Consider the following 14,451-nt stretch of genomic DNA (forward strand, 5'->3'; position numbering starts at 1 on the left):
GGCTCTGGGGTGCATTCTCGGGTGTGGCCTTTGACGCGGCGCTTTCTCTGCAAGCTGGGCGATCCTCCTATGCCGTCCTGATGTTCGTCGCATTCGGTCTTCCTCTTGCGTTCGTCGGGGGCCTGGTCACCGGGGCAAGTGCGATGGCCGTCGGACTGATCATGGATGTCGCCGTGCGACGGCTGAACCACTCTGCGAGGTTTCGCGGAGCCTTGCGCGCCGGCGGCGCGATTGGGTCATCAGCGGCAGTGCTCTTGTTCGGGGTAGCCGACGTCACGAGTCCAGGCCCAGCGATCGCGATTCCACTCGCCCTCGCTGTCGCCGGCGGCGTCATTTTGTTCATCGGTTCGAACTCAGGTGTCGGATCCGCTCCGATTGGCGGCACCGCGGCAACGGCACGTGACGCATGAACAACCAAGCTGGTCGCGATTTCGACCTCATCACGCGCGAGAAGAGCCGGTGGTGATCGGTCCCATTGCGTTCTTGATCTGGCTGCTGCTGAGAGGAATGTATCTCTGGTTACTCGTGCCGATATGCGCGGCGCTTGGGGTGACAGTGCATCCCATCCTCAAAACCCGCCGCGCCACCATCGGGCTTCGCGGGTTCAAGCATCGTGTGCGGATCTTCGGAAACCTCGAGACAGATGAAGACGAGTGCCTGAGCGAGAAATTCCGAAGGAGGTGAGTATGTTCACAACGCAAGATCGGCTGGTGTCGTCTCTTCTGGCGATCGGTATGGTGATCGCGCTGACCGGATGCGTCGGCCCCGACCGCGTGCTTCCTGCCGACGTGCACGCCAGTGCCTCCCAAGGGCGCATGGAGAGCACAGCAGCTCTTGAGTGCTTGGACTTCGCACCGAACTCGAGTGAATCGACTCTTGTCGCCGCTTGGATCGGCACCCTCGGCCAAGCAATCGACATGGCCGAAGACTTCGACAGCCGCAACACAAATCCCCGTGATTCGCTGTCGCAAGTGGGCCGGGAGACACCGGTGGCCTTCTGCATCTTCTCCGGCGATAGGTGGAACATCATGACTCCCCGGCCCGGTGGACAGGTGCTGGCCTACGCGGCCAACGCGGCGCCGATGCCGGTAACCCCGCCGATGACCACTCGACTGAACGGAGTCGTCGGCTACTTGTGAGGCCGTGGCAGTGACGCCAGGCATTGAGTCAGCTCTCTAGTCGCCCCTCGTCTGCTGGCTCGGAACGGAGATGGCTCGTAGACGTCTGTTGTTGCCGGACCAGTGTCCTTTCGAAGGCGTGTTGAACCGGTGAGAGCTTCCTCGGCGCCGCTGTCGCCGGCCCGACGGCGCATTAGACTTTTCTCGACGCCTGGGGGACACGTCTCCGCATCGCGCCCACACTCCATCGTCGGCCCCCAGATCGCGGCAGCGCGCCCAAGCGCCTAAGCGCCCGCAGAACCTCTGTGCAATCGTGACACCTCCATCAGGCCCCATCACCGCGTCGACCACGGTCGTGCACCCCGGCGACGCCCTCCGCGCGAGCCAGCGGCTCGTCTACGTCATCATCCTCGGCGCGCTCGTGGCGCTCGGCCCCTTCACCATCGACCTCTACCTGCCGGCGTTCCCGGTGCTCGAGGCCGATTTCGACGTGCCGGCCGCGCTCATCCAGCTCACCCTCACCGGCACCACGATCGGCTTCGCACTGGGTCAGCTGATCGTCGGCCCGCTCAGCGACCGCTTCGGCCGTCGGCGCCCCATCATCATCGCGACGTCGCTGCACGTGCTGGCGTGCCTCGGCGCCGCCGTCGCCCCCGAGATCTGGAGCCTCGGCGTGTTCCGCGTGCTGCAGGGCATGGGCGCGGCCGCGGGCGGTGTGGTGGCGATGGCGATGGTGCGCGACCTGTTCGGCGGGCGCCGCCTCGTCGTCATGCTCTCGCGGCTCGCCCTAGTGAGCGGGCTCGCGCCGATCATCGCTCCCGTCATCGGCTCGCAACTGCTGCTCGTCATCGACTGGCGCGGCATCTTCTGGGTGCTCGCGGCCTACGGCCTGCTCGTCGTGCTCGTGGTCTCGCTCTGGATCCGCGAGACCCTCCCCACCGCGCGCCGCCACGACTCCGGTCACACCACCACGGCGCAGCGCTACCGTGCCGTGCTCACCGACCCCATCTTCGTCGGCGTGGCGATCATCGGCGGCATGACCTTCTCGGGTCTGTTCTCCTACCTCTCGGCGAGCTCGTTCCTCTTTCAGCAGGTCTACGGCTTCGACGCCCAGCAGTTCGGCATCCTCTTCGCCGTGAACTCGCTCGGCATCGTCGGGGGAGCGCAGCTGAGCGCTCGCCTCACCCGCTACTGGGGACCGCAGTGGATCATCGCCGTCTCGACCGTGCTGTTGTTCGGCTTCGCCACCTCGATCATCGTGTTCGACGCCCTCGGCTTCGGGCTCTGGGGCACGCTCGTGCCGCTGTGGTTCTTCATCTTCTCGTGCGGCTTGACGTTCCCTTGCGTGCAGGTGCTCGCCCTCAACTCGCACGGCCACGAAGCCGGCACCGCGGCATCCCTTCTCGGCGCCGTCAACTTCGGGCTCGCCGGACTCATCTCGCCGCTCGTGGGCGTGCTCGGCATCGGCAGCGCCACGCCGATGGCCTCGGTCATGGCGGGCACGGCGATCGTGAGCATCGTGGCCCTCTGGCTGATCGTGCGGCCGAAACGCGTGCCAGCGCTCACCCGGTAGCGAAGCGGATGCCGCCGCCCACGGTCGCCCGGTAGCGAAGCGGATGCCGCCGCCCGCGCCCCGGCCGAAACGGGTGCCCGCGCTCACTCGGGAGTAGGGTCGAGCGGATGAGCGACGCAGCCCACCCGCAGCCCGACCCGCAGCAGGCGCTGCCGCCCGAACCGGCGCCGAAATCTCCCGAGACCGAGATCGGCGGCAGCGCGCCCGCCCCCTACAAGGTGGCCCGCAAATGGCCTCTCATCTCAGGCGTGATCGCGGTGCTGCTGGTCGTCGGTCTCGGCGCGGTGGTGGTGCTGCGCGAGCGCGGCCTGCCGTTCGAGATCGACACCGAGTGGATGGACGAGATCATCGAGCACCGCAACCCCGTGTGGGAGATGCCGTCGCTCGTCATGAACTACCTCGGCGGCGGTTTCGTTGCGATCTGGGTCGTGCCGCTGATCGTGATCGTGCTGCTGCTCATCTTCCGCCGGCCGTGGGCCGCGCTCTACTTCACCATCGCCATCATCCTGAGCGCGGCGGCAGTGCAGATTCTCAAGACCGCCGTCGGCCGGCCGCGACCGGAGGACATGCTCGTCGTCTCCGACTTCGGCTCGTTCCCCTCGGGGCATTCCGCCAACGCCGCGACCCTCGCCGTGACCCTCGGCATCATCTTCGTGCGGGTCTGGATCTGGGTGGCCGGCTCCGTCTACACCCTGCTGATGATGGCGAGTCGCACCTACCTCGGCGCCCACTGGCTGACCGACACCATCGGCGGGCTGCTGCTCGGCGCCGGCATCGCGGCGCTGCTCTGGGCACCCTTCGCGGCGAAGCTCTATCGAGAACGGGCGGCCGTGCACCGGCCGGTGTGGATGCGTTCCGTTGCGGCATCCGATACCGATAACGTCAAGCCATGAGAATTCTCCTTGTGGGCGCCGGCGGTGTGGGCGACGCCATCGCGAAGATCGCCGCGCGGCGCACCTTCTACGATCTGCTCGTGGTGACCGACTACGACCTCTCGCGGGCCGAGCGCACCATCGCCTGGATCGAGAAGAGGCACGGGTCGGAGGTGGCTGCCCGGTTCGTGGCCGATCGCATCGATGCATCCGACCCCGACGACGTCGCCGAGGTCGCCCGCCGACACGGCGCGACCCACGTCATGAACGCGGTGGAGCCCAAATTCGTGCCCACCATCTTCGCCGGCGCGCTGGCTGCGGATGCCGATTACCTCGACATGGCCATGAGCCTCAGCGAGCCGCATCCCACCGAGCCCTATCTCGAGACCGGCGTGAAGCTCGGTGACGACCAGTTCGCGCTCTCGGGCGACTGGGAGAAGGCGGGCCGTCTGGCACTCGTCGGCATGGGCGTCGAGCCCGGCCTCTCCGACGTCTTCGCCCGGTATGCCGCCGATCACCTGTTCAGCGAGATCGACGAACTCGGCACGCGCGACGGCGCCAACCTGGTTGTGCGCGACTCCGACGGCAACGAGATCTTCGCCCCCTCGTTCAGCATCTGGACCACGATCGAGGAATGCCTCAACCCACCGGTCATCTGGGACAAGAGTCGCGGCTGGTACACCACGCCCCCGTTCTCGGAGCCCGAGGTGTTCAGCTTTCCCGAGGGCATCGGAGACGTCGAGTGCGTCAACGTCGAGCACGAAGAGGTGCTGCTCATGCCGCGCTGGGTCGATGCCAAGCGGGTCACCTTCAAGTACGGGCTCGGCAACGAGTTCATCGGCATCCTGAAGACGCTGCACCAGCTCGGTCTCGACAAGACGACCCCGGTGCGAGTGCGCTCGGCCGACGGCCCGGTGGAGGTCGCCCCGCGCGACGTGGTCGCGGCATCCCTGCCCGACCCGGCGACCCTCGGCCCTTTCATGACGGGCAAGACCTGCGCGGGACTGTGGGTGACGGGCGTCGGCACGAACAACCAGCGCCGTGAGGTCTACCTCTATCACGTGAGCGACAACGAGTGGACGATGGCCGAATACGAGAGCCAGTGCGTGGTGTGGCAGACGGCGCTCAACCCGGTGATCGCGCTCGAGCTGCTCGCCGGTGGCGTGTGGTCGGGCACGGGTGTGCTCGGGCCCGAGGCGTTCGACGCGAAGGCGTTCCTCGACCTGATGGCGGCCCCGATCGATGCGGGCGGCTACGGCCAGACGTGGGGTCTGGAAGACCGGCTGGCCTGAGTCATGACCACGGTGCACACGAGCGGATCGGCCCTGCCGGTCGTGGTCGAGGCGGTCGAGCTGCACCGCATCGCGATGCCGCTCGTGCGGCCGTTCGAGACCAGCTTCGGGCGGCAGACCGCGCGCGACGTGCTGCTCGTGCGCGTGATCACCGACTCGGGCGACGGGTGGGGCGAGTGCGTCGCCATGGCCGACCCCGTGTACTCGAGCGAGTACGTCGCCGGGTGCGACGCCGTCATCCGCGACTACCTCGCGCCCGCTCTGCTCGACGCGTCGACTGTGCGCGCAGCCGACGTGGCCGGAGTGTTCTCGTTCGTGATCGGCCACCGGATGGCGAAAGCCGCCGTCGAGGCAGCCGTTCTCGACGCGCAGTTGCGCGCCGCCGGCATCAGCTTCGGCGAGTACTTCGGGGCCGTGCGCCCCGAAGTCGACTGCGGGGTCTCGGTGGGCATCTCGCCCGACCTCGACCAGTTGCTGGCCGAGGTGTCGGGCTACGTCGACGAGGGCTACCGGCGCATCAAGCTCAAGATCAAACCGGGCTGGGATCTCGCGCCGGTCGCGGCCGTGCGCGACCTGATCGGCCCCGACGCCCTGCTGCAGGTCGACGCGAACACGGCGTACACGGTCGCCGACATCGACCATCTGCGCCGGCTCGACGAGTTCGGGCTGCTGCTCATCGAGCAGCCCTTCGTCGAGGAGGACATCGCCGCGCACGTGCTGCTCGCGCGCGCGATCGACACGCCGGTTTGCCTCGACGAGTCGATCACGTCGACGGATGTCGCCATCGACGCCATCGACCGCGACGCCACCTCCATCGTCAACATCAAAGCCGGCCGCGTCGGCGGCTACCTCGAGGCGATCCGCATCCACGACGCGTGCCTCGACCGCGACGTTCCGGTGTGGTGCGGCGGCATGCTCGAGACCGGCATCGGCCGGGCGGCGAACGTGGCGCTCGCCGCTCTGCCCGGGTTCACGCTGCCGGGCGACACGTCGGGGTCGAACCGCTACTTCGCCGAGGACATCACCGAGTCGTTCGTGCTGGTCGACGGCCGCCTCGCCGTTCCGGCCGGCCCGGGCACCGGAGCGACGGTGCGCACCGAGCTCGTCGACCAGTGGAAGACCCGTCCGGCACACCTCATCACCCGTGCCTGACCCGGCCGCACACCCGCCCGCGCCCGGCGCCGCCGCCGGCGGGCGCCCTGGCAGCGGACCCGCCGCTGGCCGGCCCGGCACCCGGCCCGCCGTTGACGGAGGCATGCCGGGAGTCGGTGGCGTGCGCATCCGGCGTCTCGACCCGACGCGGGCTTCCGACCGAGCAGCGGTGCTCGACATCTGCGTGAAGACGGGCGATGCCGGTGCGGATGCGACGGGCCTGCACGCCGACCCCCGGGTGCTGACCGATCGCTGGGCCGCGCCGTATGTCGACCTCGAGCCCGCTTGGGCCTGGCTCGCGACCCTGCCAGCGCCGCCCGTCGGAGCCGCGCCCTCGACGGCCGCGGTGCCTGGCGACACCGCCGCCGAGGCGTCGGCAGTCGTCGACGATGAGATCGTCGTGGGCTACGTCATCGGCACGCCGGACACCGAGTCCTTTGCGGCGCGTTTCGCCGCCTGGCCCAGTTCGCTGAGCGAGGCCGAGCGCGCTCGGCACGCGGAGCTGCTGCGCGCGCCCGGGCTGCACGACTATCCCGCGCACCTGCACATCGACATCCTGCCCATAGCCCAGGCCCGTGGGGTGGGTCGACAGCTCGTGCAGACCTTCCTCGACGCGCTCGTCGCCGCCGGCGTGCCCGGAGTGCACCTCGGCGTCGACCCCCGCAACACCGCCGCCCTCGCGTTCTACCCCCGCCTGGGCTTCACCCAACTCCCCTCCCCCCACGCCCCCCTCTTCACCCGCCCCCTCTAACCCTTGGGCTCCCGCACCTTCCTCCGCCGAGTTGCGCCAAACTGCCCCAAAACCCCGCCCTATGGGACACTTTGGCGCAACTCGTCGAGGGGAAGAGCAGGGGAGTGGGAGGTCCTCCGCCGAGGCAGGAGAAGCTCCGTTGAGTTGCGCCAAAGTGCCCAAAAAGCGCGAGCTATTGGGCACTTTGGCGCAACTCGGCGAAAGGAGGGAGGGACCCCCGCCGAGTTGCGCCATCCGGCCCCTGGAATCGGGCTCCGGGGGCACGATGCCGCAACTCGGCGGGGGAGTTCAGGCCGGCACGAGGTTCAGGCCAGCACGAGGCTCGAGGGCGACATCAGGGCGATGAGCACGAGCGCGAGCAACGAGATGGCCCCCGCGACCGTGAGGCCGCCGACCCAGGGCCAGCGCTCGAACCAGTAGAGCAATTCGGGCGACTCGGCCCGCAGGCGAGCCGACGTCACGGGGTCGGGCAGCCGCCGCACGGGCACGTCGAACGCGTGGGCGACCGTCTCGATGTCGCGATCCGACCAGAACTCGCCGCGCAGGCGCAGCAGCAGCTCCCCGGTCGAATCGAGCAGGAACAACTGCGTCGTGGTCTCGGTCGACACCCCGCGGTAGACCTCGAGCATGAGCGCCGTGGCGACGCGCTTGGCCGGGATGCGGTTGTCGTGGTGGAAGAAGCCGCGCTCGATCAATCCGTCACGGCCGATGCGGATGCTCACCCCCCGCAGCATCCAGGTGCCGATCGCATAGATCGCCGCGACGAACACCACCGCGATCACCACCCGCAGCCACGTTCCGCGCGGAATGGCGAACCAGAGCATCGCGGCGAACACCGGCAGCAGCAGCGCGGCGGCCACCAGACGGGTCTGGGTCGAGAGCTGGGCGCGCGGCCTCAGCACGGTGACGGTGCTCGATCGCAGAGTCATACCTTCTCGCATCTCACGTCGTCAGTGCGCGCCGGCCGGCTCGCATTCGGTTCCCCACAGCGATGTTAGGTGGCCCCGCAACGCACGCATAGCGACCGTTCGGGGGACATTCCGGCCCGCGCTCCCAGCGTGCGTTCAGACTGAACACGGCGATGACCGGATGCCCCACACACGACGATGACCGGATGCCCCGTGTGAGGCATCCGGTCACCGACGATCGGTGCGAGCTACCCGATGTAGGCCTTCAGCGCGTTGAACACGCCGTCGGAGACGGTGTTCGACCCGCCCAGCACGATGATCTTCGCCGGGTTGAGCCGGTTCAGCTCCGTCTTCACCGAGTCGGGGATGCTGGTGCCCGTGACGAGCAGCACCGGCCCGCCCTTCACGATCGCCGCCGCCGAGCCCGAGAGCGCGTCGGGGAAGACCGCCCCAGAGGCGATGTAGACGGCCGGCACACCGGGCGTGAACGTCGCCGCCGAGACCGCCGCCGAGACCGCGTAGCGATCGGCGCCGGCGACCCGGGTGGTGGGAGCGATGCCCTGCAGCGTCGCCTTCACCGAGTCGGCCACCGTGGCCGTGCCGCCGAGCACCACGATCTTCGCCGGGTGCAACCGGTTCAGTTCGGTGGTGACACTGGCCGGGATGCTGTCTTTCGACACCAGCAGCACCGGACCGCCGAGCTTGCCGGCCGCGGCCGAACCCGAGAGGGCGTCGGGGAAGACGGCTCCGGATGCGACGTAGACCACGGGCACATTGGTCGCGAAGGCGTCTTTCGACACCGCGGCCGACACCGCGTAGCGGTCGGCGCCGCCGATGCGGGTGGTGGGCGCCGTGGCCTTGAGGGCCGTGACCACCGACTCGGCGACCGTGTTCGAGCCACCGAGCACCTTGATCTTCGCCGGCTTCAGGCGGGCGAGCTCCGCGGCGATGACCGTGGGGATCGAGTCCTTCTGCACCAGCAGCACCGGCCCGCCGAGCTTGCCGGCCGCGGCCGAACCCGAGAGGGCGTCGGGGAAGACGGCTCCGGATGCGACGTAGACGACGGGCACGTTCGGTGCGAAGGTGCTGGCCGACACCGCGGCCGACACCGCGAACCGATCGGCACCGCCGAGCCGGATCGTGGTGGCGTCCAGCGCGATCACCGCCGCCGTGGCCGCCGACGTCACCGAGAGCGGGTCGTAGTTGGTCTTGGTGCCCGAGACGGTGAACGTGATGGTCTTGCCCACGTCACCGGCGACCGGCGAGTAGGTCAGACCCGTCGCACCCGGGATGGCCACCCCGCCGGCGTTCCACTGGTAGGTCAGCGCCACCGGCGCCGGTGCCCAGGCGGGAACGGTCGCTGTGAGCAACTGGCCGACCTGCGCGGAGCCGGTCACGGTGGGCAGCACCGGGCTGAGGCCGAGCAGCGGCGCGCCGTTGGTGTCGTACATCGCGTAGTCATCGGTGATCAGCTCGCCGTTGGCGGTGAGGTTGAGGCCGAAGCTGATGCCGGTGATGCCCGCGGGAATAGGCGGCGTCGTGAAGTCGGCCTGGGTGTAGATCGTGGCCGGGGTGAACAGCGGGCTCGAGGTCCAGTAGGTCCAGGTGCCGATCGTGTCACGGGTGTAGACCGCGAACTGGGTGTTCGCCGTCGACATGTAGAAGGCGCGCAGCGAGTAGCTGGCTCCGGGCGTCACGCTGGGCGAGCATCCGGATTCATCGAACAGGGCCAGCAGTTTCGCGTCGCCGTTGACGTAGTTGGTCACCGTGACCTTCGCGGCCGTCGCACCGGTGCGGCCCGGCGTGACCGTGCTGAACGCGGCGTTGTTCGTGCCGTAGCTCGAACCCCACCAGCACTGCGGCATGTTGACGACCGTGCCGGGCGTCTCGAGGCTCGGGTTCTGGGTGCCGTTCTGGCCGGGGCCGGGCGGCGGTGCGAGCGGAGGGCCGGCGACCACGGGCTTGACCGCGCCTCCGACGACGGAGTTGACCGTCTTGACGGTGCCGTTGCCGTCGGCCTGCCACTGGGCGAGCCAGGTGGTGAACTGGTCGAACAAGGCGCTCGAGATCGAGGCCGCCTCGGGTGACGTGTCGCACGTCGTGGCGCAGATGTGGTGGAACGTGAGCTGCACCCATCCGTTCGTCGCCGGGTCGGCCTGGGTCACGCGCGACTGCAGGTCGGCGAGGGTCCAGGTGCTGTCGACCTGATCGGCGGCCCGGGTGTAGAACGCGTCGGCCGGGGGGATGCTCTCGGCGACGTCGCAGTCGGGGCATCCGGTGCCCGGTGGGGTCTTGAGGTCGCCGAGCCCGCGGGCGCTGTTGTAGCCGCAGTCGGCGGCGGCCTGCTCGGCGGCCGCGTTCACCGAGGCGAAGGGGTAGGCGAAGCTGGTGACGGGGTAGCCCCAGTTGGTGAGGTTCACCCGGTCGTTGCAGATCTCGCGCTTCACGTCGTCGGCCGCCAGGGTGGTGAGATCCTGGTGGTGCACGGTGTGCCCGCCGATCTCGTTCTTGGGGGTGGCGTTGTAGAGCGTCGCCAGATCGGCCTGGGTCATGTAGCCGGGCTGGCCGACGTAGCCCGAGATGATGTAGAAGGTGCCGGGAAGGCCCTTGGCGTTCAACGTGGCCGCGGCCGCCATCTGGTCGGCGTTGCCGTCGTCGAAGGTGAGGGAGACGACCGTGTCTCCCGCGGCCTGGGCGGGTGCGGCGACACCGACGACGGCGCCGAACGACCCGACGATCACGGCGAGCGCCGCAATCGCTACACGCTGGAATTTCGAGCGCGTGGGCTTCATGGGTACAGCATTGTCTTGCATGGGAACCCCCTACGGATTGTGTTGCCGAGCGCGATCCGGGTACATCGGGCCGGCAAAACCGGAAGTCGAGTCACTTCCTGTGGGGGAAGTTATCAGCGGCCCGGAGGGTGGGCCCAGGACGTTTCCCGCACGATTTCGATGCGGTGAACCGCGCGGTTTTCCGCATAGTCACGCCGAGTCACGGCCCGTACGCTGGCTGTTGGCACCGAGGGGCCTGTGCACAGCCCCCATCTGTTCCTAGGCTGAGGCCATGACCTCTGACGCGGTTCCCCTTCCCGTCGTCGACGCCTGGTGGCGTGCGGCGAACTACCTCTCGGTCGGGCAGATCTATCTGCTCGACAACCCGCTCCTGCGCGAGCCGCTCACTCCTGCCGACATCAAGCCCCGATTGCTCGGGCACTGGGGCACCACCCCGGCGCTCAACCTCGTCTGGGCCCACCTCAACAAGTTGATCGTCGAGCGGTCGACCAACGTGGTCTACATCGCCGGCCCCGGTCACGGCGGCCCGGGGGTGGTGGCGAACGCCTGGCTCGACGGCACCTACTCCGAGCTGTTCCATCACATCCCGCTCGACGGCACGGGCATGCAGAGATTGTTCCGCCAGTTCTCGTTCCCCGGCGGCATCCCGTCGCACGCGGCGCCCGAGACCCCCGGGTCGATCAACGAGGGCGGCGAACTCGGCTACTCGCTCGTGCACGCCTACGGCGCGGTGCTCGACAACCCGTCGCTGCTGACCGCCTGTGTCATCGGCGACGGCGAGGCCGAGACCGCGACGCTCGCCACGAGCTGGCACCTGAACAAGTTCCTGAATCCGGCGACGGATGGCGCGGTGCTCCCGATCCTCAACCTCAACGGCTACAAGATCGCCAACCCCACGCTGCTGGCGCGCATCCCCGACGACGAGCTCGAAGCGCTGTTCACCGGTTACGGCTACTCGCCGCGAGTCGTCGCGGGCGGTTTCGACGGCGAAGACCCGATGCTCGTGCACGAGCGATTCGCCGTGGCCCTGGCGCAGGCGTTCGACGACATCGCCGAGATTCAGGATGCCGCCCGCAACGGCGGATCGACCGCGCGACCGAAGTGGCCGATGATCGTGCTGAAGACGCCGAAGGGCTGGACCGGGCCCAAGGTCGTCGACGGGCTGCCGGTGGAGAACACCTGGCGGGCGCACCAAGTGCCGCTCGCGACCGTGCGCGACAACCCGGAGCATCTGAAGCAGCTCGACGAGTGGCTGAAGAGCTACAAGCCCGAGGAGCTGTTCGACGACGAGGGTCGCCCGGTCGACCTGCTCGACGCCGACCGCCCCCGTGGCGATCTGCGCATGAGCGCCAACCCCAATGCCAACGGCGGTCTGCTGCTGCGCTCGCTCTCGCTGCCGCCGCTCGGGCCGCACGCGGTCGATCTCACCGCCGAGGGGCGCGGGGCCGTCGTGGAGCCGACCCGGCAGCTCGGTCGCTGGCTGCGCGACCTCATCGCGGCGAACCCCGACAACTTTCGCATCTTCGGGCCCGACGAGGTGGCCTCCAACCGCCTCGACGACGTCTACGACGTCACCGCGAAGGCCTGGCAGGGCGAGGTGCTGCCGACCGACGAGCACCTCGCGCACGAGGGAAAGGTGATCGAGGTGCTCAGCGAGAACCTCGCCCAGGGCCTGCTCGAGGGCTACCTGCTCACCGGCCGGCACGGGCTCTTCACGTCGTATGAGGCCTTCATCCACATCGTCGACTCCATGTTCAACCAGTACGCCAAGTGGCTGGAGTCGAGCGCGCACGTCGAGTGGCGGCGTCCGGTGGCCTCGTTCACCTACCTGCTGTCGTCGCACGTGTGGCGGCAGGACCACAACGGCTTCTCGCACCAGGATCCGGGCTTTCTCGACCACGTCATCAACAAGAAGGCGAGTGTCGTGCGGGTCTACCTGCCGCCGGACGCCAACACGCTGCTCGTCACCGCCGAGCACTGCCTCGCGTCGCGCGACTACGTGAACGTGATCGTGGCCGGCAAGCAGCCCACAGCCACGCTGCTCACGCTCGACGAGGCCCGGGTGCACGGTGCGCGCGGCCTCAGCATCTGGGACTGGGCCGGCACCGAGGTGCAGGGCGAGGAGCCCGACGTGGTGGTGGCGTGCGCGGGCGACATCCCGACCGTGGAGGCCATGGCGGCGGTGCAGATTCTGAAGCACGAGGTTCCCGACCTCAAGGTGCGGTTCATCAACGTCGTCGACCTGATGCGCCTGCAAGACAGCGCGGAGCATCCGCACGGCCTCGACAGCGACGACTTCGACGCGCTGTTCACACCCGACAAGCCCGTGGTGTTCGCCTTCCACGGCTACCCGTCGCTCATCCACCGCCTCACCTACCGGCGCACGAACCACTCGAACATCCACGTGCGCGGCTTCAAGGAGATGGGCACGACCACCACACCGTTCGACATGTTGATGCTGAACGACCTCGACCGCTACCGGCTGGTGATGGATGTCGTGAAGCGCGTGCCCCGGCTGCGGGCCGCGTATGCCGAGCTCTCGCAGCGGATGGACGGCGAGCGCTCCTCGCACCGGGCCTACACCCGCGAGCACGGCGAAGACGCGCCCGACGTGGTGGGCAGCGCCGGATTGCCGTTCGACGTGGAGTCGGTCGGCGTGGCGGACACCGGAGGCGACAACGAGGGTTGACAGGGAATGAATTCAGGCGTGTGCTGGTTGTATCCGACAACGAAAGGAGTCGATATGAAGGTACGGAATTCATTGGGCTCGATGAAGAAGATGCAGGGTTCGCAGATCGTCCGCCGCCGAGGGCGCACGTTCGTGATCAATCATTTGAACCCCCGTTTCAAGGCCCGCCAGGGCTGATCGGTCGACTCGGATAGCGCCTTCGGGCGTTGCATTTCCAGTTCAATCTCCAGAACCGCCCCCGTCTTCGTGACGGGGGCGGTTCTCGTTTTCACGGCGGCTACGATCGGAGCATGAGCGACACGAACCTCCTCGGCCTTCCGGAAACCCTTCTGCCCGACGAGCCGGGGGTGAGGGAATCGCTGGCACGCGCCATCGGCTTCGATGTCGACGACGTGCTCGAGGCGACCGTCAAGGAGTTCCCGACGTCGTCGCTGGCCTGGGCGACCCTGGCCGATCGCACGTGGGGCCTCGGCGAGGTCGTCGCGTCGTACGCCTACGCGCGCGTCGGCTACCACCGCGGTCTCGATGCGCTGCGAAAGGCCGGATGGCGCGGGCAGGGGCCTGTGCCGTGGTCGCACGAGCCCAACCGGGGTGTGCTGCTGTCGCTCTACATGCTGCGTCGTGCGGCCGAGGGCATCGGCGAGACCGCCGAGGTCGTGCGCCTGACCGAGTTCCTCGACGGCGCCGACCGTTCCGCCATCGCAGCGATCGAGGCCGGCGAGCGCTAGGGCGTTCTCGCCCTCGCCGGCTGGGGCCCGCGGCTGCGGTTGCGGCTGCGGGTGAGTTCTGCGGCTTCACGACGTCTCTCGCGGCAGAGACGACAGTGCGCGGCACCGCTTTCGCGGGCCGCGCACTGTTTCATTCGGGGTGGGGTGTCAGCCGGTTCCTACTTCGCGCTGTGGCGAGGCTGGGGGCGTCGGGCGGCACTCACGAGTAGTCCGAGACCGAGGAGCAATGTCGCTCCGGCGGCCACGAAGAGCGGCGTGAGTTCGAACCCGGTGCTCGCGAGCGAGCCGCTCGAGCCTCCGCCACCCGTGCCGCCCGAGCCGCCTCCGGCCGCGGCCGGAGCCGGGGTCGGGGTGCTGGTCACGTCAACGCCCGCCACATCGGCCGGTGTGGTCGGCACAGTGGTGATGGGCCCGTTGCGAGGCGGCGTCGTGGTGGGCGGGGTGGTTGTCGTCGGCGGTGTCGTGGTTGGCGGCGTTGTCGTCGGCGGGGTGGTTGTCGGCGGCGTTGTCGTGGGCGGTGTCGTGGTTGGCGGCGTTGTCGTCGGCGGGGTGGTTGTCGGCGGCGTTGTCGTGGGC

General features: G+C 68.7%; 14 protein-coding genes. 10 read left to right on the top strand and 4 right to left on the bottom strand.

Annotation, left to right across the window (positions count from 1 at the left end):
* Positions 1 to 459 precede the first annotated feature (459 nt).
* From N1032_RS21310 to N1032_RS21340, 7 genes are all read left to right on the top strand, one after another.
* Entirely contained in the window at positions 460 to 684 is a 225-nt protein-coding gene (locus tag N1032_RS21310) for a hypothetical protein (RefSeq protein WP_259542159.1), read from the top strand.
* 2 nt (positions 685 to 686) lie between these two features.
* On the top strand, positions 687 to 1,139 hold the full coding sequence (locus N1032_RS21315; protein WP_259542160.1) for a hypothetical protein: 453 nt from the start codon (positions 687 to 689) through the stop codon (positions 1,137 to 1,139).
* Positions 1,140 to 1,428: 289 nt separating this feature from the next.
* Complete coding sequence (locus tag N1032_RS21320; protein ID WP_407933066.1) at positions 1,429 to 2,691, top strand: multidrug effflux MFS transporter; 1,263 nt, start codon at positions 1,429 to 1,431, stop codon at positions 2,689 to 2,691.
* 107 nt (positions 2,692 to 2,798) lie between these two features.
* Entirely contained in the window at positions 2,799 to 3,584 is a 786-nt protein-coding gene (locus N1032_RS21325) for a phosphatase PAP2 family protein (protein WP_259542162.1), read from the top strand.
* Positions 3,581 to 4,855 carry a saccharopine dehydrogenase family protein gene (locus N1032_RS21330; RefSeq protein WP_259542163.1) on the top strand — a complete coding sequence of 425 codons (1,275 nt, stop codon included), beginning with the start codon at positions 3,581 to 3,583 and terminating at the stop codon, positions 4,853 to 4,855. Before N1032_RS21325 ends, N1032_RS21330 begins: the two co-directional genes overlap by 4 nt.
* Positions 4,856 to 4,858: 3 nt before the next feature.
* A complete protein-coding gene (gene menC, locus N1032_RS21335; protein ID WP_259542164.1) occupies positions 4,859 to 6,007 on the top strand; it encodes an o-succinylbenzoate synthase in 1,149 nt (382 codons plus the stop codon).
* A 103-nt stretch (positions 6,008 to 6,110) separates the two neighbouring features.
* Positions 6,111 to 6,758 (top strand): GNAT family N-acetyltransferase, encoded by a 648-nt coding sequence (locus tag N1032_RS21340; RefSeq protein ID WP_259542165.1) that lies wholly within the window; start codon positions 6,111 to 6,113, stop codon positions 6,756 to 6,758.
* 305 nt (positions 6,759 to 7,063) lie between these two features.
* Here the strand turns inward: N1032_RS21340 and N1032_RS21345 are convergent, their stop codons facing one another.
* A complete protein-coding gene (locus N1032_RS21345; RefSeq protein ID WP_259542166.1) occupies positions 7,064 to 7,687 on the bottom strand; it encodes a hypothetical protein in 624 nt (207 codons plus the stop codon).
* Between the two features lie 227 nt (positions 7,688 to 7,914).
* The gene (locus N1032_RS21350; RefSeq protein WP_259542168.1) at positions 7,915 to 10,458 is read right to left on the bottom strand and encodes a cell wall-binding repeat-containing protein; all 2,544 of its coding nucleotides are present in this window, start codon (positions 10,456 to 10,458) and stop codon (positions 7,915 to 7,917) included.
* Between the two features lie 271 nt (positions 10,459 to 10,729).
* Here N1032_RS21350 and N1032_RS21355 point away from each other — a divergent pair, with 271 nt between their 5' ends.
* From N1032_RS21355 to N1032_RS21365, 3 genes are all read left to right on the top strand, one after another.
* Positions 10,730 to 13,147: a phosphoketolase family protein gene (locus N1032_RS21355; protein WP_259542169.1), complete on the top strand. Its 2,418-nt coding sequence runs from the start codon at positions 10,730 to 10,732 to the stop codon at positions 13,145 to 13,147.
* 54 nt (positions 13,148 to 13,201) lie between these two features.
* Complete coding sequence (locus N1032_RS21360) at positions 13,202 to 13,324, top strand: ribosomal protein bL36 (RefSeq protein ID WP_259504386.1); 123 nt, start codon at positions 13,202 to 13,204, stop codon at positions 13,322 to 13,324.
* A 113-nt stretch (positions 13,325 to 13,437) separates the two neighbouring features.
* Entirely contained in the window at positions 13,438 to 13,875 is a 438-nt protein-coding gene (locus tag N1032_RS21365; protein WP_259542171.1) for a DUF3151 domain-containing protein, read from the top strand.
* Positions 13,876 to 14,033: 158 nt separating this feature from the next.
* On the opposite strand, the gene N1032_RS28350 is transcribed toward N1032_RS21365, so the two are convergent.
* On the bottom strand, positions 14,034 to 14,237 hold the full coding sequence (locus N1032_RS28350) for a hypothetical protein (protein WP_310795982.1): 204 nt from the start codon (positions 14,235 to 14,237) through the stop codon (positions 14,034 to 14,036).
* 1 nt (position 14,238) lies between these two features.
* Positions 14,239 to 14,451 (bottom strand): hypothetical protein (locus N1032_RS21370; protein WP_310795983.1); only part of this gene is annotated, 213 nt, incomplete at its 5' end.

This window comes from Herbiconiux daphne, assembly GCF_024979295.1.
Taxonomy (GTDB): domain Bacteria; phylum Actinomycetota; class Actinomycetes; order Actinomycetales; family Microbacteriaceae; genus Herbiconiux; species Herbiconiux daphnes.